Here is a 23,523-nt window from a genome sequence, read left to right as displayed (position 1 = left end):
AATTAGGAAAGGAGAGAATGTATGACCTATCGCCAACGAATGTCACTTTTTGTGATTATTGATTCATGTATTGTCTTAACAGCTATTTTTGTTAGCCGTTTTTTTGTTAACGGAACGATTCAAGTGATTACCTTCCCAATTGTTTTAAGTTCATTTGTTATTTTGTTCAGCCATCTTTTATTATCATTTAAATTTCATTTATACAATAAAGCCTGGGAGTACGCCAGTGTAGGTGAGCTAATAAGTATTTTAAAAGTGGTTACAACCTCTATTCTCATTGCTGCAATAGTACAACGTGGTGTGATCCATGAAATATTCTTTCGACTACTTTCAGTTACTTGGTTACTTAACATGTCATTAATTGGGGGTTCGCGGTTTTGCTGGAGAATGCTAAGAGATTCAAAGCTTAATAAAAAGGATAATAAAAAGAGGACTCTTATTATCGGAGCAGGGTCGGCGGGGACTATGGTGGTAAGACAATTACAAAAGAATAATCACACTGATTTAGTACCGGTGGGTTTTATTGATGATGATGAAAGAAAGCGTAAACTTGATATTTTAGGCCTACCTGTTATTGGTGGGACAAAAATGATTGAAGCAGCTGTAAAGGAATTAGATATAGAGAATATTGTAATTGCTATTCCTTCATTAAGCAAAAGAGAGCTTAATAGTATTTTCCAAGAATGTGCAAAAACAGAGGCAAAAACGCAAATTCTTCCCATGCTTGAAGATCTAATGACAGGAAAAGTTTCGGTTAATCAATTTCGCGATGTGCAAGTTGAGGACCTATTAGGCAGAGAACCTATCGACCTTGATATTAATAGCATATCGGAGAACATCAAGGATAAAGTTGTGTTAGTTTCAGGAGCAGGAGGATCTATTGGTTCCGAAATCTGCCGGCAAATTTCAAATTTTAAACCAAAGCAGCTGATTTTATTAGGCCACGGTGAAAACAGTATCTATTCTATTGAAATGGAATTAAAAGAAACATATAAAGACAGTGGTATTCAATTTGTCCCGGTAATTGCTGATATACAGGATGAAAAGAAAATGATGTCGGTAATGAGTGTATACCAACCAGATACGGTCTATCATGCTGCTGCTCATAAGCATGTACCATTAATGGAAGCTAATCCTGAAGAAGCTGTAAAGAATAATATAATAGGAACAATGACTATTGCCAAGTCTGCCAGTTGGAATGGCATAAAAACGTTTGTAATGATTTCAACAGACAAGGCAGTTAATCCAACCAGTGTCATGGGTGCTTCAAAAAGGCTTGCAGAAATGATTATCCAAAACATGGACCAGGAAAGTGCAACTAAATTTGTAACGGTTCGTTTTGGAAATGTCCTTGGAAGCAGGGGGAGTGTAATTCCATTATTTAAAAGACAAATTGAAAAGGGCGGACCTGTAACCGTGACGCATCCGGATATGATTCGTTACTTTATGACCATTCCTGAAGCATCTAGATTGGTTCTCCAAGCAGGTGCTCTTGCGAACGGGGGAGAAATATTTGTCTTAGATATGGGTGATCCAGTCAAGATTGTTGATTTGGCCAAAAACTTAATCAAACTATCTGGAAATTCTATTGATGAAATCGGAATTGAATATACTGGAATTAGACCTGGGGAAAAACTTTTTGAAGAATTATTAAAAGAGGATGAAGTTCATGAAGAACAGATATATCCGAAGATTTATATTGGGAAAACCTCGGAAATTCTAACTGAAGAAATAAATGATATTATTTCTAGTTACTCCCGTCTAAGTAAAGAGGAGATACGAGAAAGGCTCATCTTATTAGCAAATTATAAAGTATTAACGCAACCTCAAATATCCATGTCTATTTAAAGGAGTGTAAGAAATTGAAGGTTAGAAAAGCAATTATTCCTGCTGCGGGACTTGGAACAAGATTTCTTCCTGCTACAAAGGCCATGCCGAAAGAAATGCTGCCAATTGTTGACAAGCCAACCATCCAATATATCGTAGAGGAAGCTGTGGAATCTGGTATTGAAGATATTATTATTGTAACGGGGAAAGGGAAAAGAGCAATTGAAGATCACTTTGACCACTCTTTTGAACTAGAAAACAACTTATTTGAAAAAGGAAAATTTGAATTATTAAGCGAAGTCCAAAAATCTTCCAAACTGGTGGATATTCATTATATCCGTCAAAAAGAACCTAAGGGTTTGGGACATGCCATTTGGTGTGCTAGAAAGTTTATTGGAGATGAGCCATTTGCCGTGCTGTTAGGTGACGATATCGTAACAGCTGAGAAACCCTGCTTAAAACAAATGATAGAACAATATGAAAGATATAATGCCTCTATACTGGGGGTGCAGACAGTACCTGACAACCAAGTTTCTAGATATGGTATTGTGGGCGGAAGAAGTATAGGTGAACGTTTCTATAGTGTCGATAGCTTAGTGGAGAAGCCCAAAAAAGAAGACGCTCCTTCAAATCTAGCCATTCTAGGTCGATATATTTTAAGTCCTAAGATTTTTGACATATTAAGCAAACAAGAACCTGGGGCGGGTGGAGAGATTCAACTTACCGATGCTATTGCTGCTTTGAACCATTATGAAGCCGTTTATGCATATGACTTTGAAGGTACGCGGTATGATGTGGGGGAAAAAATGGGATTTATTCAAACAACAATTGAATTTGCTTTGAAGAACAAGGATTTAAGAGGTCAATTATTGGATTATCTCTCTTCAACGTTAGATAGAGAACTAGTTAAAAAACCATAATGATTTTTAAAACTCTGAAAGGACCTATCGTATGACTGTCCTCTGGATCAATCTTACTATAGTTTTTTTATGTTCTATTCTTTCTCGTTATTTTTCAAGAGTCCTAGTATTCAATGATTCATTGGTGTCATTAAAACCTAATAAATTATTTGCTTTTTTGACTATCGTGTCATTTATTTTAGTTTCTGGGCTCCGTAATAATATTGGGGATACCCCATTCTATGTTCATACATTCAAAATTAATAATTTTACTTGGGAGTATGTTAAGTCTCAAGATGATATTGGATTTGGAATTCTACAAATGATTCTTAAAAGTTATTCAGAGGATCCACAAATTCTCATATTTACAACTGCAGTCATAACTAATGCTCTAATTTTAATTGGTTTATTCAAATATTCAAGATTAGTTGAATTAAGCACCTATGTATATATAACAGGTGGCTTATTTTTAGTCACTATGAACGGGATAAGACAATGTTTAGCAACAGCTATTATCTTTTCTGCAACGAAATACTTAATTGAGGGTAAAAAGTTTAGATATATTATAGTTGTAATTTTTGCATCGTTTTTCCATCAAAGTGCATTGATCTTAATTCCCATATATTTTTTAGTAAGATATAAAGCTTGGTCGAAGGCGACTGTAATTCTACTTCTGTTTTCGGTACTTATAGTATTGGGCTTCAATGAGTTCTCAAAAGTACTATTTTCCGCCATACAAGATAGTCAATATGGTGTTTATAGCCAATTTAATGAAGGCGGTGCAAATATCTTCAGGGTAATTGTTTTTGCCGTTCCAATAGTACTAGCATTCTTTGGAAGAGAAAAACTAAGGGAAATATACCCAGATAGTGACGTTGTAATTAATATGGCGATCATTGGTTTGTCGTTTATGATTATCTCAATTGGAAACTGGATTTTTGCTAGATTTAATATTTATTTTGAACTTTACCAAATCATTTTAATTTCATGGGTAGTCAAGGTATTCAGAAATAAGGATCAGAAGCTTGTATATTATGCAATCGTATTATGCTATTTTGCTTATTATTACTACGAAAGTGTAATCAACTTAAATATTAAATATGCAAGTAATTATTTTGGTTAAAAACCAATTTAGTTTAGGGGGGAAATAATGGCGATATTAATCACCGGTGGAGCCGGTTATATTGGTAGTCATACCTGTGTTGAATTACTGAATGCAGGTTATGAAATTGTGGTCTTGGATAATTTTATGAATAGTAAGCCTGAAGCCATTAATAGAATCAAAGAAATTACAAGTACTCCTTTTAAATTTTATAATATCGATTTATTAGATAAAAATAGTCTAGATGAGGTTTTCTCAGAGAATAATATTGAAGCAGTCATTCATTTTGCAGGATTAAAAGCAGTTGGAGAATCTGTGTATCTTCCTCTTCACTATTTTTATAACAATATTACCAGTACTCTTGTCCTTTGTAAGATAATGAAAAAATACAATGTAAAAAAATTGGTTTTTAGTTCATCAGCAACGGTATATGGAACACCTAACCGATTCCCGATTTCTGAGGATAGTCCTTTAGGAGCATTAAATCCTTATGGGCGTACAAAGCTTATGATTGAAGAAATGTTACAAGATTTATACGTTTCAGATCATAACTGGAGTATATCTATTTTGAGGTATTTTAACCCTATTGGAGCTCATGAAAGTGGATTAATTGGAGAAGATCCGAATGGAGTTCCAAATAATCTTATGCCATATATATCTCAAGTGGCTATTGGAAAGCAAAAGGAGCTTAATATTTTTGGTAATCAATATCCTACAAAGGATGGAACAGGTGTAAGGGATTATATTCATGTTGTTGATCTAGCATTAGGACATTTAAAAGCTTTAGAAACGATTACATATTCAACAGGTATTGATGTATATAATCTTGGTACGGGAAAAGGTTATAGCGTGTTGGAAATGATAAGTGCCTTTGAAAAAGCCTCAGGAAAGAAAATTCCGTATAAAATAGTGGAGCCGCGACCAGGTGATATAGCTGTTTGTTTTGCTGATCCATTGAAAGCAAAAAGGAAACTTGGGTGGGTTGCTAAAAAAGGAATAAACGAAATGTGTGAAGATGCTTGGCGATGGCAATTAAGAAACCCAAATGGTTATGAAAAAATTCAAGATATAGAAAGTCCTCACTTTATTGGAAGTGAGGACTTTTTTATTGGAAATAAATCATGATTCTTAAGAGAGGTTAGTAAGATGGCTATATCGGAACATATCACCCAACAGAAGCTGCAAGCAATCTTGAAGAATATGTATGTTAAGGGAATAGAGACAGAGAATCTGCAAGTAAAAGAATTTATTGAAGAAATAAAAAAACAATTATTAGCTGATTCCAAATAGCTCGGGGGGACCAAACATGAAGAGGCTTTTTGATTTAACGGTTTCTTTCATTCTGTTTTTTGGTCTTTCTTCCATCTTCATCGTGATTGCGTTGTTAGTTAAAAAGAAGCTAGGTTCTCCAGTCATCTTTAAGCAGGTACGGCCTGGTTTATTTGGCAAACCTTTTTACTTATATAAGTTCAGAACGATGACAGATGAAAAAGACAATCAAGGGGAATTACTACCTGATTACATTAGGTTAACTACTTTTGGAAAATTTCTTCGTAAATACAGCCTAGATGAATATCCTCAATTATGGAATGTCATAAAAGGGGATTTGAGCTTAGTCGGACCAAGACCGTTGCTTGTAGAATATCTGCCACTTTATACAAAAGAGCAATCCTTAAGGCACAACGTTCGACCTGGGATTACGGGATGGGCCCAGATAAACGGTCGAAACTCCATATCCTGGGAAGAAAAATTTAATTTAGATGTCTGGTATGTTCATAACCGTTCATTTTTTTTAGATATGAAAATTTTATTTCTAACAATCTATAAAGTCTTAAGTTCGCAAGGTATTAACCAACAAGGTAAAGCTACCGTAGATAGTTTTACAGGTTCAAAAAATTCCTCTGTTGGAGGCGGGCATTGATGAGGTTTATCATAATTGGCCATGGAGGACATAGTAAGGTGATATCGGATATGATCCTTACTAATCCAAAAAATAAAATTATTGGTTATTTAGATGACCAATATAAAGAAATTCATTTTATTAAGAACCAAGTACAAGGTCCTATTTTGTGGGCAAAGGTACTAGCAAAATATTATGAAGATATTAAATTCATTTTTGCAATCGGTGACAATAAAGTCAGACAATCAATCGTGCAGAATTTGAGTATTCCAATAAAGTACTATGCAACAACAATTACCCATCCAACCGCAACGATTAGCCCTAGTGCAAAAATTGGTTTTGGAACGGTTGTTATGCCGCATGCTGTCATTAACGCCGATGCAGTTATTGGAAATCATTGCATAATTAACACCGGTTCGGTAATCGAACATGATTGTGTAATTGATGATTTTGTACATGTGTGTCCCCACTCTACACTTACGGGCTCCGTCCAATTGGCTGAAGGGGTGCTTACCGGAGCCGGTTCCACAATAATCCCTAAAGTGAAAATTGGAAAATGGGCTACTATCGGGGCCGGGGCGACAGTGACACATAATATACCCCCATATTGTACGGCAGTGGGTATTCCTGCCAAAGTGAAGTCTTACAATCAAAAAAGTGTAGAGAGAGGTGTATTAATTGATAAATACAGCTAATAAAAAAAGAATTTATCTTTCTTCCCCGCATATGAGTGGGAAGGAACATAAATATATAAATGAAGCATTTCAAACTAATTGGATTGCTCCTCTTGGACCTAATGTGGATGCCTTTGAAACCGGTATAGCAGAATACGTAGGAGTCAATGAAGCAGTGGCCGTAAGCTCAGGAACGGCTGCCATTCATCTGGCTCTTTTATTATTAGGTGTGGGAAAGGGAGATAAGGTGTTTTGCTCGAGTCTTACCTTTATTGCGAGTGCCAACCCGATTATTTATCAAGGAGCGGAGCCGATTTTTATCGATTCTGAACCTGAAACTTGGAATATGTCACCCCAGGCTTTAGAGCGGGCGTTTGAGGATGCAATAGAGGATGGTACTCTCCCGAAGGCAGTAATTGTTGTGAATTTGTATGGCCAAAGTGCCAAGATGGATGAAATTATAAGCATCTGCAACCATTATGAAGTTCCTATAATTGAAGATGCTGCAGAATCACTTGGGGCCATGTATAAGGGGAAAGCAAGTGGAACGTTTGGAAAATTCGGGGTCTTCTCCTTCAATGGAAATAAAATTATTACCACTTCTGGAGGCGGAATGCTGGTTTCAAACGATCGAGAAGCTATGCGGAAAGCGCGATTCTTAGCTACACAAGCAAGGGATGCTGCACCACATTACCAACACAGTCAAATCGGATTCAATTATCGATTGAGTAACATTTTAGCTGGTATTGGAAGGGCACAATTAGAAGTATTGGAGGAAAGAATTGCTGCAAGAAGAGCTACTTTTCAGCGGTACTATGATGAACTTTCTAATCTATCTGGGTTTACGTTTATGCCTGAGTTAAAAGATACCTATTCTAATCGATGGCTAACAGCCCTTACCATTAATGAGAAAGAGGCTGGAATCACTGTAACAGATATACTGAGAGCATTAAGCGAGGAAAACATTGAAGCAAGGCCTGTGTGGAAGCCACTTCATCTACAACCCGTATTCAAAGGAATGAAATATTTTCCCCATAATGAGCAAGAGAGTGTTTCAGGAGTAGTCTTTAATAATGGGTTGTGCTTACCGTCAGGGTCAAATATGACGGAGGAGGACATAGAAACAGTTATTCACCATATTAAACAAACAGTTATTAAAAGGAAGGAAAGAGCGGAGATGTTTAGTAGTTAGTAATTACTTTATGATAAACGGGGTATGAGTTGTGATCGGAAATACGATATTTGAATTTCGGAAGAAAAAGGGGATCACTTTGTCCGAATTAGCGAAACGTGCAAAAATATCTAAGTCATATTTAAGTAATATTGAACGAAATCTAAATCGGAATCCTTCTATCGAGGTTGTAAAAAGAATTGCTGCAGTGCTAGATATGGAAATAGATACATTCTTGAGTCCCATAAAAACAAATGACTTACAACATGGAGTTGACCAAGATTTAATTGATTTCGCTGCAGAATTAAAGGAAACGGGAATCGAAAAAGAACAAATTAAAGAATATAAAACTGTGTTTGAATTTATAAAATGGAAAAATCAGTACTCACGAGGAGAGCGAAATTGAGGTATTCGAAATGGAGAATATAAAAAAGATACCTAAGATCATTCATTATTGTTGGTTTGGTGGGAAAGAGAAACCCAAGGTAGTAAGTAAATGTATAGAAAGCTGGAAAGAAAATCTTCCAGATTATGAAATTATTGAATGGAATGAGAGTAATTTTAATATCAATCTAAATTCATATGTAAAAGAAGCATACAACGCAGGTAAATTTGCATTTGTAAGTGATTACGTTCGAGTGTATGTGCTTTATCAATACGGGGGGATTTATCTAGATACAGACGTAGAAGTTTTTAAATCCTTTGATGATCTATTACACCATACTTCCTTTTGGGGATTCGAACAGGAAAACTATATCGCTACTAGTACGATAGGGGCAGAAAAAGGTAACAAGTTAATTAAAGCGTTTCTTGATACCTATAAAGATAATCATTTCATAAAATCCGATGGAAATTTTAACGTATTAACTAATGTAGCAATTATCACTAAGATTTTGAGAAACATTGGTCTGAAAACAAATGGACAGTTTCAGGAAGTAGAGGGAATGGGGGCTTTTTATCCTCAGACTTACTTTTCACCATATGATTATATCAATTGCCAAACATTCATTACAGATAAAACATATACGATTCATCATTTTTATAAAAGTTGGCTTCCATTCAAGGTTAGATTAAAAGGAAAAATAAAATTAATCCTATCAAAGGTAATAGGTGGTCAAAATATTGCTAGATTAAGAAAAATATATCGTTAAGCAGTTTTTAAGGAGAATGGTAAGGTGAATATAACCAGGAAAATCATTTTAACCTTGATATCCGAGGGTAAAAAACGGGGTTTTTTTATTATGATTCTTATGAATCTATCCCACTTAGTCGGAATAATAAGAGGACTGTTTTACAAGTTTATTTATTTTAAGAACATACAGTCTTCTATTTTTTCTCTTCAATCCAATAGTAAAATAGAAATTTTTAATAAACAGGCAAGGATGGATATAGGAAAGTTTGTTTTTATTAGAAAAAATGCGAGCATTCGTATTGATTTTACTGGAGTTCTGCAAATAGGAAATAATGTTTTTATTAATGACAACTGTACTATTAATTGCGTTAACAAAATTACGATAGGAAAAAATACAAAGATTGCCCCAAATGTCTGCATTAATGACCATGATCATAATTATAAAAAAAATACATCTGATCACTTAATAAGGGGAGAAGTTAGTATTGGCCAAAATGTATGGATTGGATCGAATGTCGTAATCTTAAGGAATACCCACATTGGCGATAATGTGGTTATTGCAGCAGGCAGTGTCGTTAAAGGAATCGTACCGCCTAATACAATATTTCTAAATAAAAGAGAAACAGAAATAAAACCTTATAAAAGCAAAGAAAAGGTAGTGCAATTTACTGTTTAATACTTCTTTTTAGGTGAGGATAAAGGATGAAAAAGAATATTTTAATTTCTGTTTATAATATGGAAATTGGCGGAATTGAAAGAAGTTTAATTAATATGTTAGAAAGTTTTGATTATCAAAAATACAATGTTGATCTTTTAATCTTTCATCATGTTGGCGAGTTCATGAATTTAATTCCTAATTCGGCTACCGTTCTCCCTCAGGTAGAAAAGTACACTGTTTTCCGTAAACCAGTTACTCTTTGTCTTAAAGAAAGACATTATCTATTAGCTTTTATTAGGCTTCTATCTAAGTACATAGCAAAAATAAAAGCCAAAAATAGAGAACTGGAAGAGGGGGCAGGATATATACAAATGCAGCTAACGCAAAAATACTCATCCTTCTTTATACCAAAGCTAAAAAAAGAATACGATGTAGCAATTAGCTATGCCTGGCCACACGATATTATCGCAAATAAGGTGAAAGCAAAGAAAAAAATTGCATGGGTTCATACTGATTACAGTAAGCTGGAAATTGATAATGAACTGGACCTGAAAGTTTGGAATCAATTTGATTATATTGCTTCGGTTTCGGATGCATGCAGGGATGCATTTATATCTACCTATCCCACTTTACTGGAGAAAGTGTTAGTTGTAGAAAATCTTACATCACCGCAATTCATAAAGAAAATGGCTGAGGAGGAACAACCGCTTCCCCAGGTAAAATCTCAAACCTTTAACCTTGTTTCTGTAGGCAGGTTATCTTATGTCAAAGGGTTTGACCTAGCAGTAGAGGCTCTTAGACTTCTGCATAACAAGGGTTTAACAAATATTAAGTGGTACATCGTGGGCTATGGAGGATACGAGAAGGAATTGAAAGAGTTAATTACCAAACACAATCTAAACGATAGTTTTATTCTTTTAGGTAAAAAAACAAATCCCTATCCATATATGAAAAATTGTGACTTATATGTTCAACCGTCCAGGTATGAAGGAAAAGCAGTAACTGTGTCTGAAGCGAAAATTCTAGGGAAACCTATACTAATTACCAATTATCCCACTGCAGCCAGCCAAATAGATAATGGAATTGAAGGAATCATTTGTGATTTAAGTGTTTCAGGTTTGGCTCGAGGAATAGATGAGTTTTATCGTAATCAAGAATTGAAGGATACATTAGTAAACAATGTAAGAAGTAGGGATTATAGTAATGTTTATGAATTAGAAAAGCTATATAAAATTATTTGTTAAATCAAAGGAATGGAAGGAAGTTTCATAATAAATTCTGTAGATTTATGTCGAAGAAATGTGCTTTAAAAAGAACAAATTAAGAGTTATAATTTAAAAAAACATCACTAAAAGTTTATGCTATTGTAGGTATAGTAAAGTTATATATTTTTTTGGAAATGTTGTTCATTATAATGAACAAATGAAGCGTTTGAAGTAACTAGATATGATTTATTGATTTGTTATTTATTAATTTTAAGGTGTGACTAAATTGAAGGATACAATAATAAAGCTATGGGTTCTTTTTAATAAAAGAGATAAGAAAAAGTTTTTATTACTTTTTTTTATGTTAATCATTGCAGCTATTTTTGAAACGGCAGGAATTGGTTTAATTGTTCCTTTTGTTGGAATTGTTACTGATCCAGCTAAAATACATCAACAATGGATTTTATCATATATTTACAAAACATTAAGCTTTCATTCGACTAATACTTTTATTTTATTTGCTGTAGGCGTATTACTTACAGTTTTTATAATCAAAAATACCTATCTATTGTTATTTTACTATTTACAATATAGGGTTATTTTCAATCAAAAAGTAAAACTATCAAGTACATTGTTTAAAGAATATTTAACAAAACCATATTCATTTCACTTACAACGAAATTCCGCGGAATTGCTCAGGAATATAAATGGAGAAGTACCGAAAGTATTTGATGGTATTTTATTAGCGAGTTTTCAATTATTAACTGAAATACTGGTGATCATTTCTATACTTACTTTATTAATAGTTACAGCGCCAGTAGCTACGCTTACTTCAGGTATATTGTTGGGTGGAAGTGTATTTATATTTTTTAGGATCTTCCGCAATAAGATTACCTATTTAGGAAAGGAAAATCAAAGAGTAGGCCGTGAGATGATTAAATGGGTAAATCAAGGATTAGGGGCAAGTAAAGAAGTAAAAGTTTCAGGAAAAGAAAGCTATTTTGTGGATTCGTATGAAAAGCAAAGTAAGATAATGGCAAGTAATACTATTTATAAAAGTATACTAGATCAATTACCAAGGCTTTTTATTGAGACATTATTAGTATCTGTTGTCCTTATTACGATGATTATTCTTGTTTTTCAAGGGACAGATTCATCTACACTAGTGGGTACCATGTCATTATTTGCTATGGCGGCTTTCCGTCTAATGCCTTCAATAAATCGAATTGTTGCTACTCTATCATCAATTCGATTTAGTAAACCTGGTTTAACGGTAGTTTATGATGATTTGATAAATGATAATAAAGGTACAATTCGAATCCAAGAAGAGCCAACTGTTAAGCCAAGATCAGTAAAGGTGAATATTAATGAGAAGACATTCCTACATTCAATTAATTTGGAAAATGTATATTTCCGTTATCCAAATCATAGAGAATATTCCGTTAAGAATTTATCTTTAACTATTCCGATTGGGAATTCAGTTGCATTTATTGGAACTTCTGGAGCAGGTAAAACAACTATAGTTGATTTAATACTTGGCCTTTTTGAACCTGAGAAAGGTCGACTAACAGTTGATGGTAAAGAGCTAAATGAACTACTACCTATATGGCAAAATAAAATTGGTTATATTCCGCAATCCATTTATTTATCAGATGAAACTATAAGGAAAAATGTGGCATTTGGAATTGCTGATAAAGATATTGACGAATCAGCTATTAAAAGAGCAATTCATGATGCACAGTTAAAAGATTTTATAGATTCACTTCCTGAAGGTTTAGATACTGTTGTAGGGGAGAGAGGAGTAAGGCTCTCAGGAGGACAACGTCAACGAATTGGGATCGCTAGGGCATTGTATCATAATCCCGAAATTATCTTTTTAGATGAGGCAACATCTGCTTTAGATAATGAAACAGAAAAAGAGATTATGAAGGCAATAGACGGTCTTAAAGGGGAAAAGACACTAATAATTATTGCTCATAGATTAAGTACTATTGAAAATTGTGACATAGTTTTCAAAGTAGATAAGGGTAAATTAATTTCAGTAGATAACAGATTAAAACAGTCAATTTAAGAAATACCAAAAAGTTAAGAAAGGAGGAAAAGGATGCTACCAAAAATCAGTGTGATAATCCCAGTTTATAATGTTGAAAAATATTTACCTAGATGTGTGGAGAGTATTTTAAACCAGACATTTCAAGATTTTGAAATAATTCTAATAAATGATGGTTCCGAGGATAGATCTGGTCAAATTTGTGATGAATATGCTCAAAAGGATAAGCGAATAAAAGTAATACACAAAAAGAATGCTAGAGTTTCAGCAGCTAGAAACGATGGTATTAAAATGGCCAAAGGAAATTATGTGAGTTTTATTGACTCAGATGATTGGATAGAACCGGTGATGTACCAGGAGATGGTTAGAAAAGTTGAAGAATTAAATCTAGATTTTATTATGTGTGATTACAAGAAAAAAGCAAGCAATTATGAAGATAAAAGAACACAACCTATCCGTGGTGGCTATTATTCAAAAGAGGACATTAAAAATGAACTATATCAATGTTTAATCATGTTTGATCATATCGAATTTCCGCCAACGATTTCTAATTGGGTATGTTTGTTTAATCTGGGATTCATCAGGAAAAATAACCTTTACTATGATGAAGATATACATTATTGTGAGGATTCTATTCTAGGTTCGAAGATTCTGTATCACGCAACTAATTTTTATTATCTGAAAGAACAATATTATTATAACTACTTCTACAATCCTACCTCTACGACGAATACATTTAATGAAAAAAAGTGGAATGCTTACCTTAAAATTAATGAAAGTCTAAAAAATTATTTCGGAGAAATAGAGGATTTTGATTTCTCCAGACAGATTAAGATAAACATGCTGTATTTTACATTAAATATGTTAGGACAAATTAAGTATTCTGGGTACGACAAAGAAGACAATATACAAATGATAAAAGAAATCATGCATCATCCAAAAGTATTAGATATATTTAATGACTTTAAAATACCTAATGTTTCATGGAAGGTGAAAGTCGCGATCCTCCTTATAAAATTTAAAATGGTTAAGTTGTACAATCTAGGGATCATTAACCAAAGGTCTAATAAACTTCATTTTATTAATGGCTTGTTGAATAAACAAAAATAATTAGTAGAAAAACAATTCTTTATTGTGAGGTTAAACTTTGAAAAAAAAAGTTTTGTTTGTAAATGGACATCTAAATATTGGTGGAGTAGAAAAATCACTTATTGATGTACTAAAAAGTTTTAATTACGACATGTATGAGGTTGACCTTGTATTATTTGAAGGAATTGGTGACTATGCTAGCGAAGTTCCAGCTGCGGTAAATATTATTTATTACGATTTATCAAAAACTTATGGTCCATTTAAAAAATGTATACTAGAAAACCTCATTAATAGAAATTGGTTCGCCCTTTGTCTGAGATTTATATTCTTTCTTGAAAAGTTTATAGGTGTCAATGCATTATCTCTTGCAAAACCACTTTTTAAGTTATCCAAAAAGTATGATTGTGCTATTGCTTATCGAGTCGGCTTCTGTACTGAATTCGTTGGATATATAGTTAATAGTCACAATAAAGTAACCTGGTGGCACCACGGAACCTATGATTATCCTGATAAGTATGGTAAACGTTTGATCAAGGTATTTAGTAACTTTAACAAGATTATTGCTGTTTCGAATAGCTGCAAGGAGATGTTATTAAATAATATTGAAGGAATTAGTAAAAAAATCACTATGATACCTAATATGATTAACACTAATGAAATTATTTGGAAAGCAAATCAAGAAACATGTAAAGAATTTAAAACTAATGGAAATATTACACTCCTGAGTGTAGGTAGGTTATCACCAGAAAAAGGTATGATTAATTGTGTCTATGCTTGCAGAAAGTTAATTGATAGTGGTTATAGCATTAAATGGTATCTCATAGGTGATGGAACAGAACGTGAGAAAATTGAACGTTGTATAGAAAAGAACCAATTAGAAAATTATATTTATCTTTTAGGTGCAAAACCCAATCCTTACCCCTATATAAAGGGCGCATACATATATGTTCATCCATCTCTTGTTGAATCACTGTCGATAACGGTACTGGAGGCTCTTGCTCTAAATACACCTGTTACAGTTGCACGATCTATGGGACCAGAGGAGTTTATACACAACAAGACAAATGGTTTACTAGTAGATCCGTCTCCGGAAGGTCTATTTAAGGGAATTGTAACTCTATTAACAGATGATACTTTATATAATCAATTAAAAAAGGACAAATTTGATGTTTTAAAAGATTACAGTCCGGAAGTTATTATGAAAAAAATTCATGATTTAATTGAGGCAAAACTAGCATGAGATAAAAATCAATTATCTAATCTTTTTAGCTTTTGAAAGGAGGGCATAATGTTGAATTTTTTTCAAAGGTTTCATCGGACGGATTATATGATTGCATATAGGTTTATAGATAGGCATATTGAGATCAAAAAAAAAAATAAAGAAAAATTTATTCCTTTTAAAAATAGTGTTAAATATTGGTATGCAGATCCTATCCTGTATAAGGTAGATAATAAAATCTACATGTTCTATGAAGCATATAATAAAATGAAAAATCGCGGGGAAATAGGGGTTGCCAAAATTATAGACCATAAAATTGTAGACCGACAGATTATATTAAAAGAGCCTTTTCACATGTCTTACCCCTTTGTTTTTAACTTTAACAACAAAATATACATGATACCTGAAACTTCATCTGTGCAAAAGTTACTCCTATATGAGTCGATAGATTTTCCTTCAAAATGGAAATTAAGCAAAGTGTTAATGGATAATATTGAATTCTCTGATGCAACAATTTTATTTCAAAAAGAGAAGATGTATTTATTTGTATCAAAATTATTATCTACAAGTCCTTATAGTGACGAATTATTACTGTATACACTTGATAATGAATTTAATCTTATACCACATAAAAATAATCCGATTATCACTGATAATGAATTTTCAAGACCTGCAGGAAGGATATTAGACTTTAACAGTAAATTGATTAGGGTATCCCAGGATTGTTCAAACGGCAGGTATGGGAAAGCAATAAAGTTCAATGAAATTATTGAAATCTCAGACAGTGTCTACTGTGAAAAAAATATCTCTTCCATTTTACCTGATGATATTCCAATAAACTTCCATAAAAAACTAACCGGGGCCCATACATATGGTAAGTGTGATGACTTTGAGGTAATTGATATAAGATACTCAGTCTTTGATCTTGGAAAACTATTAAAATTCCTCTATAAACTACCCAACAAGGTAGTGAGGAAATCCAAAGCAGCAATAATTAAGTAGGGTTACTAAAGTATTATTCGATTAGAGGAGTCTGTCATGTTAAAGAAATATAAAAGTACAATGAGCACTACCTTCTATAGACTAACGAGACTAGCCAAAGTTATTAATTTCCCACTTTCACAAAACGCTTTAGCCTTAAAGAAATTTAAAAATATACATCTAAACCAGAGATGTTTTATTATTGGAAATGGTCCCAGTTTGAAAGCTGAATACTTAGATAAACTTAAACACGAAATTACATTTGCCTTCAATCGAATTTACTATCTATTTGACCAAACAGATTGGCGTCCTACATATTACTGCTCTGAAGATGAAAAAACAATTTTTAAAAGTAAAGAAGAAATAGATAAATTAAAGATAGAAAATAAGTTTTTCCCTGTTAATTTCCCATGGGATTACAAGATTAACTTTCAAAATGCAAACTATTATATCTTTAAATTAGGTGACAGCAAACTCGAACCCACGTTTTCTGAAGACATTGCTAAAGGGATATACTGGGGAAATACCGTAGCTTATACCGCATTACAAATGGCAGTATATATGGGAATTAAAGAGATTTATCTTTTAGGTGTTGATCATCATTTCAGTAAAATGGAAAACGATAAGGGCGAAATAATAATTGATAAGATGGCCAAAGACTATTTTAGTGAAAAGTATAATTCTGACAAAGATGACTTATATATTCCAAATATAGAAATCTCAACTAGAGCATTTATAGCAGCAAAAAAATATGCAGATGAACATAATATAAAAATATATAATGCAACTCGTGGAGGCAAATTAGAAGTCTTTGATAGAGTAAATTTTGATAAAATAATTTTTTAGAAAGCGTGGTATAAGTATGAGAATAGTTGGAGTAATACCTGCTAGAGGCGGTTCTTCAAGATTTAATAATAAACCATTAGCAAATATTCTAGGAAAACCTATGGTTTGGTGGGTTTACACACATTCTAAGGAAGTTGAATGCTTTGATGAGGTATATGTTGCAACAGACAGTGAAGAAATTAAGGACCTATGTGAAAATTTTGGAGCAAAAGTGATTATGACCTCAAAGGAACATGAAACAGCAACGGAAAGACTATATGAAGTATCGGAACTTATAGATGCCGATCTTTATGTAATGATAAATGGTGACGAACCTGCGATTGAAGCAATAGATATTGTGAAGTGCATTCCATCTAATTTAAATAAAGATGAATTCTACGTATCAAATCTTATGACAGATTTTACGGATCCGGTGGAAGTTGTGGATACATCAAACTTAAAAATAGTAACTAATAAAGACGGGATTTGTCTTTTCATTTCCCGTAGTCCAATTCCGTTCCCTAAAGGAGGAATGAATTATACTTACCAGAAATTTGTGGGGGTTGGGGCATTTACTAAAAAGGCTCTACAATATTATCACGATACACCACGAGGACCTATTGAAAAAATTGAAGAGAATGATTCTTTTAGATTTATTGAAAACAGAAAAGACATTTTTTATATAAACGCACATTGTAAGACAATTTCAGTTGATACACCTAAAGATATTGAAAAAGTGGAAGAGTATATGAAAGAAAGTGGAAAAGTTCCAGCATTAAATTAGAGTTGATGTCGATATAAAAAATGCGAAAGGAAGATTCTCATGGAAAAAATGAAAGTAGGTAATATTACGGTAGATAATACAATGTTTACGTTAATTGCAGGTCCTTGTGTAATCGAATCTGAAGAACAAGTAATGGAAGTGGCAACAAGATTAAAGGAAATTACAGGACTACTTGGTATTCCTTTTATTTTTAAATCATCGTTCGATAAAGCGAATAGAACGTCTATTACATCGTACAGAGGTCCTGGATTAAATGAAGGTCTTCGTATATTAAAAAGAGTAAAAGATGAATTAGGCATACCAGTAGTAACAGATATTCATGAGCCATATCAAGCAAGGGTTGCTGCTGAGGTTCTGGATATGCTACAAATACCTGCTTTTCTATGCAGACAAACAGATCTATTGGTAGCAGCAGCTGAAACCGGATTGCCGGTAAACATTAAAAAGGCACAGTTTCTATCAGCAAAAGATATGAAAAACGTTATTTTGAAGGTTGAAGAATCAGGTAACGAAAACATTCTTTTGTGCGAAAGAGGGAACACCTTTGGTTATAACAATTTAGTTGTTGATATGACTAGCATTATTGAAATGAAAAAGTTTGGCTATCCAGTCGTATTTGATGCAACTCACAGTGTTCAGAAGCCTGGAGGCAACCTCACAACTACAGGTGGAAATCGAGAGTATGTAGAGCATTTGGCAAAAGCAGCTTTAGCTGTCGGTGCAGATGTTTTATTTATGGAAGTGCATGAGGATCCAGATAATGCAAAGTCTGATGGCCCTAACATGGTTAAACTTGATGAGATTGAAGTGATGCTAAAAAAACTAATGAATATATATAAGGCGGTGAGTGATGTTGAATCAATTAGAATTTCTCACTGAACCTCAAATAGATATTCTATCTGAATCTAAATATGTTTTTGAAACTGAGATAAACGCCATAAACCTAGTTAAAGATGCTCTAGATGAAAGATTTGTAAAAATAGTAGAACTAATTTCAAATTGTACCGGTAAGGTGATTGTTACAGGAATGGGGAAACCTGGGCATGTTTCGAGGAAAATTGCTGCAACCATGTCTAGCCTAGGGACATCATCATTTTTCCTTCATCCCGCAGAAGCACTTCATGGAGACTTAGGTATGATTTCGGCAAATGATATTGTAATAGCTATTAGTTATAGTGGCGAAAGTGAAGAAATCACTAGAATTTTACCTAATATTAAACTAATAGGTGCAACATTGATTGGTATTTCTGGAAATCAAAATTCATCACTTGTTAAATATAGTGATTACTCCTTTGTATTTCCTAAATTTAACGAAGCATGTTCAATGAATTTGGCACCTACATCAAGTACAACAGTTGAAATGGTTTTGGGGGATGCTTTAGCAGTCTGCTTATCAAAAATCTATGGTTTCCAAGAACGAAATTATGCATTGTATCATCCTGCAGGATCCCTTGGGAAAAAACTGCTAGTAAAGGCGAAGGATATCATGCACACAGGAGATAACAACGCAGTTGTGAAGGCCGGGACGAAGTTAAAAGATGCAATTATTGAGATGAGTACAAAAGCAATAGGAATTATTAATATTGTAAATCAAAAAAATGAATTAATCGGAGTCTTTACGGATGGAGATTTAAGAAGAACATTTACTAGAGAAGTGAATGTTTATGATCTGTCAGTAGATGATGTTATGGTAAAAACGCCCATTTATATAAATCCAGATATGCTCGCTGTAGATGCACTTAGGACAATGAAAGAAAACAATATCTCTGCGTTGCCAATCATTAGTGATAATAAACTGGTTGGAACTGTAAGAGTTAACGATATTTTTGGGGTGGGTATATTTGCATGATTAAAGATAAGGATTTATCAAAAATTAAAATGCTAGTAATGGATGTGGATGGCACCCTAACGGATGGGAAAATTTATGTCGGTGATAATGGTGAGATTTTTAAAGCGTTTAATGTTAAAGATGGTTATCGTTTAATTAATATTAAAAAGTATAATATTATCCCAGTTATCATTACTGGGAAGAAATCCGAGATTTTAGAGAAACGTGCTGCTGAACTAAAGATTGAGGAAGTTCATCAAAGAGTTGACGATAAGTTAAAGGTTTTGGACGATGTTATTAAAAGATACCAGCTAAGATATGAAAATGTTGCATATATAGGTGACGATTTAAATGATATCGACTGTATGAAAGTTTGCTATTTTAAAGCTTGTCCAGCAGATGCAATGGATGAAGTTATTAGTGTAGTGGATTATGTTTGCAAGTCTAATGGTGGAAATGGAGCCGTTCGAGAATTTATTGATTTGCTAATAAAGCAATGAGAATTCGGAAATATACAAGTGTTTATTAATTAAAGTATCACACGATAAAAATGCTAATAAAATAAAGTGTATGTAATGAGGTGAGAAAAATAAAGCCATTAATTTCAATAATAGTACCTGTTTATAATGTAGAAAAATATATTCACCGCTGCATAGATAGTATTTTGGCACAAGCTTTTTCAGATTTTGAATTAATATTAGTAGATGACGGATCAATAGATAAGAGTGGTAGGATCTGTGATAACTATGCTAGAAAGGATAGCAGAATTAAAGTCATTCACATAAATAATGGAGGAGTTTCAAACGCAAGAAATAATGGAATTACACTTGCACAAGGTGATTTTCTGATGTTTTGTGATAGTGATGACTATGTTGAATTAAATTGGTGTAGCCACCTTTATGATGCCGTTAAACAAGGTAGAAAGGTTTTGCCAGTAAGTGGAATTAGGTTCGTTTATAATTTCAAGGAACAAAAGGAAGAAATCATAAAGTCTTTCTCGAAAAAATTGTCATTTGATAAAAGTAGGTATTTTGAAACATATAAAAAAGGTCTTTCAGCTAGTTTATGTTGCAAAATATATGACAGAAAAATTATAATCGAGAACTCTTTATATTTCGACATTAACGTAAATAGGGGAGAAGATTTACTCTTTAACCTCTCCTATATGAGTTATATGGATTCAATTGTTACAATTCCCACAATTAGCTATAATTACGTCCACTCAAATGTGAACAGTTTAGTAAACGGATATCGTAAAGATTTATCTGATATTAATGTTATGGTCTACTATGCCTGGAGAGAATATTTTAAACAACTTAATGTTGATCAAGAACAAATTGAAGAATTTGCAACTAATTTTTATTTGAACTTTCTATATATGTTTAAAAATACCTTTGATGAACGGAATAGAGATAATTTAATAAAAAAATTAAAATATAACAATCATATTCTAAATTCAAAAGAATTTATAGAGTGTATAGAAATGGCTGATACGTCAAAAGAGGATAATAGATATATTAAGTTATTAAAAACAAATAATTATTATTTAGTTTGGCTTGTAGAACAAGTAATAAAAGTAAAAAAATATATAGTGGGAAACAAGGATTTTTTAAGCAATAGTTACTTTAAGAAGAATTAAATTAGAGTATCAACTACTAGTCGAATTTTTACTGATTTAAAATGTATTATTGTGCAATGTTGAATTCTTAGATAATTGCAGAGAGATTTATTAAATTACGCTGAAATTTTGGTAACAGAGATACAGCCATCTATTAAAGAAACTATGACCAAGAAGTGTAAGGGATTTATTAGTAAAACTTGATAAGGAGTAAAGAAGTATGAAGAAATTTTTATTAAGATTATATTATATATTCCTAGAATTAAAAAAACGTTTTACGATATTACAGAATAACTTTGTTTCCATAATTATGGAACCGCCAATTGTTAAAACAACAGATGAAACATTAGACAAAATAATAAAAGAGAAGTGCTCGGTAAGTCGCTATGGGGATGGGGAATTTAAAATAATGTTTAAGGAACAGCAATTTTTCCAAGAATTTAATAATGATTTGAGGCTGCGTTTAATAGAAATCATAAACTCGCAAAGTAACAACCATATTGTATGTTTACCTAATGTTTTTAATAATGTAGATAGGTTAACAGATAAAGCAAAAAATTACTGGAATAAATTTTTAACTTTATATAGAAGCAGAATTTATCGGAAGTTAGATAAGAAAAAAGTCTATTATGATGCATTGGTGACTCGTTTATATATGGACTATAAAGATAAAAGTAAAGCAGATGAGCGCTTTTTAAAGTTTAAAAGGATCTGGGATGATAGAGAAATTATTCTAGTTGAAGGTGAACAAAGTAGATTAGGCGCAGGTAATAATTTATTTAGTAATGCTAAGTCTTTAAAAAGAATTTTATGTCCAGCAGAAAATGCATTTGCAAAATATGATGGAATTTTAACTGCAGTTAGAAAACACAACACGTCAAAATTAATACTTCTTGCACTTGGACCAACAGCAACAGTATTAGCATATGATCTTTCTAGAATGGGTTATCAAGCAGTTGATATTGGAAATGTAGATATAGAGTATGAATGGTTTTTGAAAAGGGCACAAGTAAAAATTCCTGTGAAAAATAAGTATACTGGTGAAGTTGCCAATGGAACACAAGTTGGAAAATTACAAAATCAAGATTATGAAAATGAAATACAGGTTCAAATACTATAATAAAGGTTTTCTAGTGTGCAGCGATATCGTAAATGAAATAGCCCATACATTAGATTAAAATCTAGATTTAAATAAAGAATTAAGTAGCATAGGCTCTAGCTAATGAAACATTTTATTTTTAAAGCTATCGATTAAACTACTATAGAAAATTAGAAATACAAAATGATGTACTCGGCACAATTAATAAACTATCAGTCATTTAAGCAAGACTTAAGGGAGGGCCAAAGAGTGAGAAACAAGTTAGTTAATACAATAAGGAAGGTTAAGTTCCGATGTTCCCAGTATAGAGATGACAAGTATTATGGGAGCATTATTTATAAAATGGAAAAGAACATTGAGATATTTAAGTTGAAATCAAACAAAAACACACCTTATTTAAATAAACCTGGCATTACGTTTTCCTTTGATGATAGTTTTAGGGTCAACCAATGGCACAAATATGGAAAAGAATTATTTGGGTATTATGATGTCAAAGCAACTTTTAATATTAATGCATTCCATCATTTTGAAGGCCAAAGAGAGCATTCTCAAGACGAAATTGACATGCTGCTAGATTTGCAAGCAAATGGCCATGAGATAGCCCATCATGGATATAAGCATCAGAGCGCTGTTAATTATTCTAATGAAAATGGATTATCTAGATGGATCGAAGATGAGATAATACCTTTGTTCAGTTGGATGGAAAACCAATCGCATTCAAAAACGAAAGAAAAATTTAAAAAACCGGTAACTTACGCATTTCCTTACACTCATTATAATGAATGGAATATTAAAGAATTAGTGCCAAACTATTTTAAAGTCGTTAGAGGAGATTTAGCCGAAAATAACTTAATTTCATTTAATCATACTGGATTTGCACCCTCAATAAGTATAGATAGTAAGTTACTTACTGATGTGAAGTATATAAAAAAAATAATGAGACTGGCAAAGAAAACAGGTAATAATTTAATCTTTATGTGTCACTCGCTAATTCCTGAAGAAATTAACTGGAATGATTTTCGATGGGGTGAAGATTCGAGAAAAGCCGGAGAATGGAGAATATCACCAAATACCATTCAGGAAATTATTCTTGAAGCAAAAAAGTTGAATTTAGAATTTTATACTACTGCTGAAATTGCTGGTGTTGCTACCTTTATTGACAAAAACCTTGAAAGAAGCATTAGACAATATATTTCTAACCCAGAAGATTCTAGGATTTCAATTTTAGAATTAATAAATATAAAGGAATTAGATTTAAGTGGTGAAAATATTTCCAATTTAGATGGGATACAATATTTTATAAATTTAGAGAAGATAAATTTAAAAAATAATAATATTTCAGATTTTCGGCTTTTAAAGAAGCTTCACAAATTGAAGGATTTGGATATTAGTAATAATAATCCATTAAATAATAGTAAAGGTAATCTGATTAATGCATTTTAATAAGGAAACATAGGGAAAA

24 protein-coding genes are annotated in these 23,523 nt (G+C 32.6%); all 24 read left to right on the top strand.

Annotated features, from left to right (window positions below):
• Positions 1-21: 21 nt before the first annotated feature.
• The 24 genes from AC3A54_RS14475 (at position 22) to AC3A54_RS14360 (ending at position 23,504) form a co-directional block, all read left to right on the top strand.
• Positions 22-1,848, top strand: coding sequence for a polysaccharide biosynthesis protein (locus tag AC3A54_RS14475; RefSeq protein WP_487654972.1), 1,827 nt, complete (start codon positions 22-24; stop codon positions 1,846-1,848).
• 14 nt (positions 1,849-1,862) lie between these two features.
• Positions 1,863-2,747: a UTP--glucose-1-phosphate uridylyltransferase GalU gene (galU, locus tag AC3A54_RS14470; RefSeq protein ID WP_487654971.1), complete on the top strand. Its 885-nt coding sequence runs from the start codon at positions 1,863-1,865 to the stop codon at positions 2,745-2,747.
• Positions 2,748-2,778: 31 nt separating this feature from the next.
• A complete protein-coding gene (locus tag AC3A54_RS14465) occupies positions 2,779-3,849 on the top strand; it encodes an EpsG family protein (RefSeq protein ID WP_487654970.1) in 1,071 nt (356 codons plus the stop codon).
• A gap of 27 nt (positions 3,850-3,876) precedes the next feature.
• Positions 3,877-4,953, top strand: a complete 1,077-nt coding sequence (gene galE / locus AC3A54_RS14460) for a UDP-glucose 4-epimerase GalE (RefSeq protein WP_487654969.1) — start codon at positions 3,877-3,879, stop codon at positions 4,951-4,953.
• Between the two features lie 21 nt (positions 4,954-4,974).
• Positions 4,975-5,118 carry a YwzD family small protein gene (locus tag AC3A54_RS14455; RefSeq protein WP_487654968.1) on the top strand — a complete coding sequence of 48 codons (144 nt, stop codon included), beginning with the start codon at positions 4,975-4,977 and terminating at the stop codon, positions 5,116-5,118.
• A 16-nt stretch (positions 5,119-5,134) separates the two neighbouring features.
• Entirely contained in the window at positions 5,135-5,749 is a 615-nt protein-coding gene (locus AC3A54_RS14450) for a sugar transferase (RefSeq protein ID WP_487654967.1), read from the top strand.
• Positions 5,749-6,423 carry an acetyltransferase gene (locus AC3A54_RS14445; protein ID WP_487654966.1) on the top strand — a complete coding sequence of 225 codons (675 nt, stop codon included), beginning with the start codon at positions 5,749-5,751 and terminating at the stop codon, positions 6,421-6,423. Before AC3A54_RS14450 ends, AC3A54_RS14445 begins: the two co-directional genes overlap by 1 nt.
• Positions 6,407-7,594 (top strand): DegT/DnrJ/EryC1/StrS family aminotransferase, encoded by a 1,188-nt coding sequence (locus tag AC3A54_RS14440; RefSeq protein ID WP_487654965.1) that lies wholly within the window; start codon positions 6,407-6,409, stop codon positions 7,592-7,594. The genes AC3A54_RS14445 and AC3A54_RS14440 overlap by 17 nt, the downstream gene beginning before the upstream one ends.
• 31 nt (positions 7,595-7,625) lie before the next feature.
• Positions 7,626-7,979: a helix-turn-helix domain-containing protein gene (locus tag AC3A54_RS14435; RefSeq protein WP_487654964.1), complete on the top strand. Its 354-nt coding sequence runs from the start codon at positions 7,626-7,628 to the stop codon at positions 7,977-7,979.
• Between the two features lie 10 nt (positions 7,980-7,989).
• Positions 7,990-8,724, top strand: coding sequence for a glycosyltransferase family 32 protein (locus tag AC3A54_RS14430; RefSeq protein ID WP_487654963.1), 735 nt, complete (start codon positions 7,990-7,992; stop codon positions 8,722-8,724).
• 24 nt (positions 8,725-8,748) lie between these two features.
• Positions 8,749-9,381: an acyltransferase gene (locus AC3A54_RS14425; RefSeq protein WP_487654962.1), complete on the top strand. Its 633-nt coding sequence runs from the start codon at positions 8,749-8,751 to the stop codon at positions 9,379-9,381.
• A 26-nt stretch (positions 9,382-9,407) separates the two neighbouring features.
• Entirely contained in the window at positions 9,408-10,607 is a 1,200-nt protein-coding gene (locus AC3A54_RS14420) for a glycosyltransferase (protein ID WP_487654961.1), read from the top strand.
• A gap of 238 nt (positions 10,608-10,845) precedes the next feature.
• Positions 10,846-12,639, top strand: a complete 1,794-nt coding sequence (locus AC3A54_RS14415) for an ABC transporter ATP-binding protein (protein ID WP_487654960.1) — start codon at positions 10,846-10,848, stop codon at positions 12,637-12,639.
• 33 nt (positions 12,640-12,672) lie between these two features.
• A complete protein-coding gene (locus tag AC3A54_RS14410; RefSeq protein WP_487654959.1) occupies positions 12,673-13,728 on the top strand; it encodes a glycosyltransferase family 2 protein in 1,056 nt (351 codons plus the stop codon).
• A gap of 37 nt (positions 13,729-13,765) precedes the next feature.
• The gene (locus AC3A54_RS14405) at positions 13,766-14,947 is read left to right on the top strand and encodes a glycosyltransferase (protein ID WP_487654958.1); all 1,182 of its coding nucleotides are present in this window, start codon (positions 13,766-13,768) and stop codon (positions 14,945-14,947) included.
• Between the two features lie 51 nt (positions 14,948-14,998).
• On the top strand, positions 14,999-15,928 hold the full coding sequence (locus tag AC3A54_RS14400) for a glucosamine inositolphosphorylceramide transferase family protein (RefSeq protein ID WP_487654957.1): 930 nt from the start codon (positions 14,999-15,001) through the stop codon (positions 15,926-15,928).
• Positions 15,929-15,964: 36 nt separating this feature from the next.
• Positions 15,965-16,753 carry a 6-hydroxymethylpterin diphosphokinase MptE-like protein gene (locus tag AC3A54_RS14395; protein ID WP_487654956.1) on the top strand — a complete coding sequence of 263 codons (789 nt, stop codon included), beginning with the start codon at positions 15,965-15,967 and terminating at the stop codon, positions 16,751-16,753.
• A 16-nt stretch (positions 16,754-16,769) separates the two neighbouring features.
• Positions 16,770-17,516 carry a 3-deoxy-manno-octulosonate cytidylyltransferase gene (locus tag AC3A54_RS14390; protein WP_487654955.1) on the top strand — a complete coding sequence of 249 codons (747 nt, stop codon included), beginning with the start codon at positions 16,770-16,772 and terminating at the stop codon, positions 17,514-17,516.
• Between the two features lie 39 nt (positions 17,517-17,555).
• Positions 17,556-18,395, top strand: a complete 840-nt coding sequence (gene kdsA / locus AC3A54_RS14385; protein ID WP_487654954.1) for a 3-deoxy-8-phosphooctulonate synthase — start codon at positions 17,556-17,558, stop codon at positions 18,393-18,395.
• A complete protein-coding gene (locus AC3A54_RS14380) occupies positions 18,367-19,365 on the top strand; it encodes a KpsF/GutQ family sugar-phosphate isomerase (protein ID WP_487654953.1) in 999 nt (332 codons plus the stop codon). The genes kdsA and AC3A54_RS14380 overlap by 29 nt, the downstream gene beginning before the upstream one ends.
• Positions 19,362-19,844 (top strand): KdsC family phosphatase, encoded by a 483-nt coding sequence (locus tag AC3A54_RS14375; protein WP_487654952.1) that lies wholly within the window; start codon positions 19,362-19,364, stop codon positions 19,842-19,844. The genes AC3A54_RS14380 and AC3A54_RS14375 overlap by 4 nt, the downstream gene beginning before the upstream one ends.
• An 80-nt stretch (positions 19,845-19,924) precedes the next feature.
• Positions 19,925-20,983: a glycosyltransferase family 2 protein gene (locus AC3A54_RS14370; protein WP_487654951.1), complete on the top strand. Its 1,059-nt coding sequence runs from the start codon at positions 19,925-19,927 to the stop codon at positions 20,981-20,983.
• 199 nt (positions 20,984-21,182) lie between these two features.
• On the top strand, positions 21,183-22,082 hold the full coding sequence (locus AC3A54_RS14365) for an SP_1767 family glycosyltransferase (protein WP_487654950.1): 900 nt from the start codon (positions 21,183-21,185) through the stop codon (positions 22,080-22,082).
• A gap of 321 nt (positions 22,083-22,403) precedes the next feature.
• Positions 22,404-23,504: a polysaccharide deacetylase family protein gene (locus AC3A54_RS14360; RefSeq protein ID WP_487654949.1), complete on the top strand. Its 1,101-nt coding sequence runs from the start codon at positions 22,404-22,406 to the stop codon at positions 23,502-23,504.
• The last annotated feature ends 19 nt before the right edge of the window (positions 23,505-23,523 follow it).

It is taken from the genome of Neobacillus sp. Soil_C_43, assembly GCF_057656715.1.
The sequence above is the reverse complement of the archived record's forward strand: the minus strand, read 5'-3'. Positions and strand labels throughout refer to the sequence as shown.

Coding starts and splice junctions, on each gene's coding strand:
- AC3A54_RS14395 (WP_487654956.1), top strand. CDS start 15,965: ATGTTAAAGAAATATAAAAGTACAATGAGCACTACCTTCTATAGACTA.
- AC3A54_RS14445 (WP_487654966.1), top strand. CDS start 5,749: ATGAGGTTTATCATAATTGGCCATGGAGGACATAGTAAGGTGATATCG.
- AC3A54_RS14380 (WP_487654953.1), top strand. CDS start 18,367: ATGTTGAATCAATTAGAATTTCTCACTGAACCTCAAATAGATATTCTA.
- AC3A54_RS14465 (WP_487654970.1), top strand. CDS start 2,779: ATGACTGTCCTCTGGATCAATCTTACTATAGTTTTTTTATGTTCTATT.
- AC3A54_RS14375 (WP_487654952.1), top strand. CDS start 19,362: ATGATTAAAGATAAGGATTTATCAAAAATTAAAATGCTAGTAATGGAT.
- AC3A54_RS14450 (WP_487654967.1), top strand. CDS start 5,135: ATGAAGAGGCTTTTTGATTTAACGGTTTCTTTCATTCTGTTTTTTGGT.
- galE (WP_487654969.1), top strand. CDS start 3,877: ATGGCGATATTAATCACCGGTGGAGCCGGTTATATTGGTAGTCATACC.
- AC3A54_RS14475 (WP_487654972.1), top strand. CDS start 22: ATGACCTATCGCCAACGAATGTCACTTTTTGTGATTATTGATTCATGT.
- AC3A54_RS14390 (WP_487654955.1), top strand. CDS start 16,770: ATGAGAATAGTTGGAGTAATACCTGCTAGAGGCGGTTCTTCAAGATTT.
- AC3A54_RS14410 (WP_487654959.1), top strand. CDS start 12,673: ATGCTACCAAAAATCAGTGTGATAATCCCAGTTTATAATGTTGAAAAA.
- AC3A54_RS14455 (WP_487654968.1), top strand. CDS start 4,975: ATGGCTATATCGGAACATATCACCCAACAGAAGCTGCAAGCAATCTTG.
- kdsA (WP_487654954.1), top strand. CDS start 17,556: ATGGAAAAAATGAAAGTAGGTAATATTACGGTAGATAATACAATGTTT.
- AC3A54_RS14420 (WP_487654961.1), top strand. CDS start 9,408: ATGAAAAAGAATATTTTAATTTCTGTTTATAATATGGAAATTGGCGGA.
- AC3A54_RS14360 (WP_487654949.1), top strand. CDS start 22,404: ATGGAAAAGAACATTGAGATATTTAAGTTGAAATCAAACAAAAACACA.
- AC3A54_RS14365 (WP_487654950.1), top strand. CDS start 21,183: ATGAAGAAATTTTTATTAAGATTATATTATATATTCCTAGAATTAAAA.
- AC3A54_RS14430 (WP_487654963.1), top strand. CDS start 7,990: ATGGAGAATATAAAAAAGATACCTAAGATCATTCATTATTGTTGGTTT.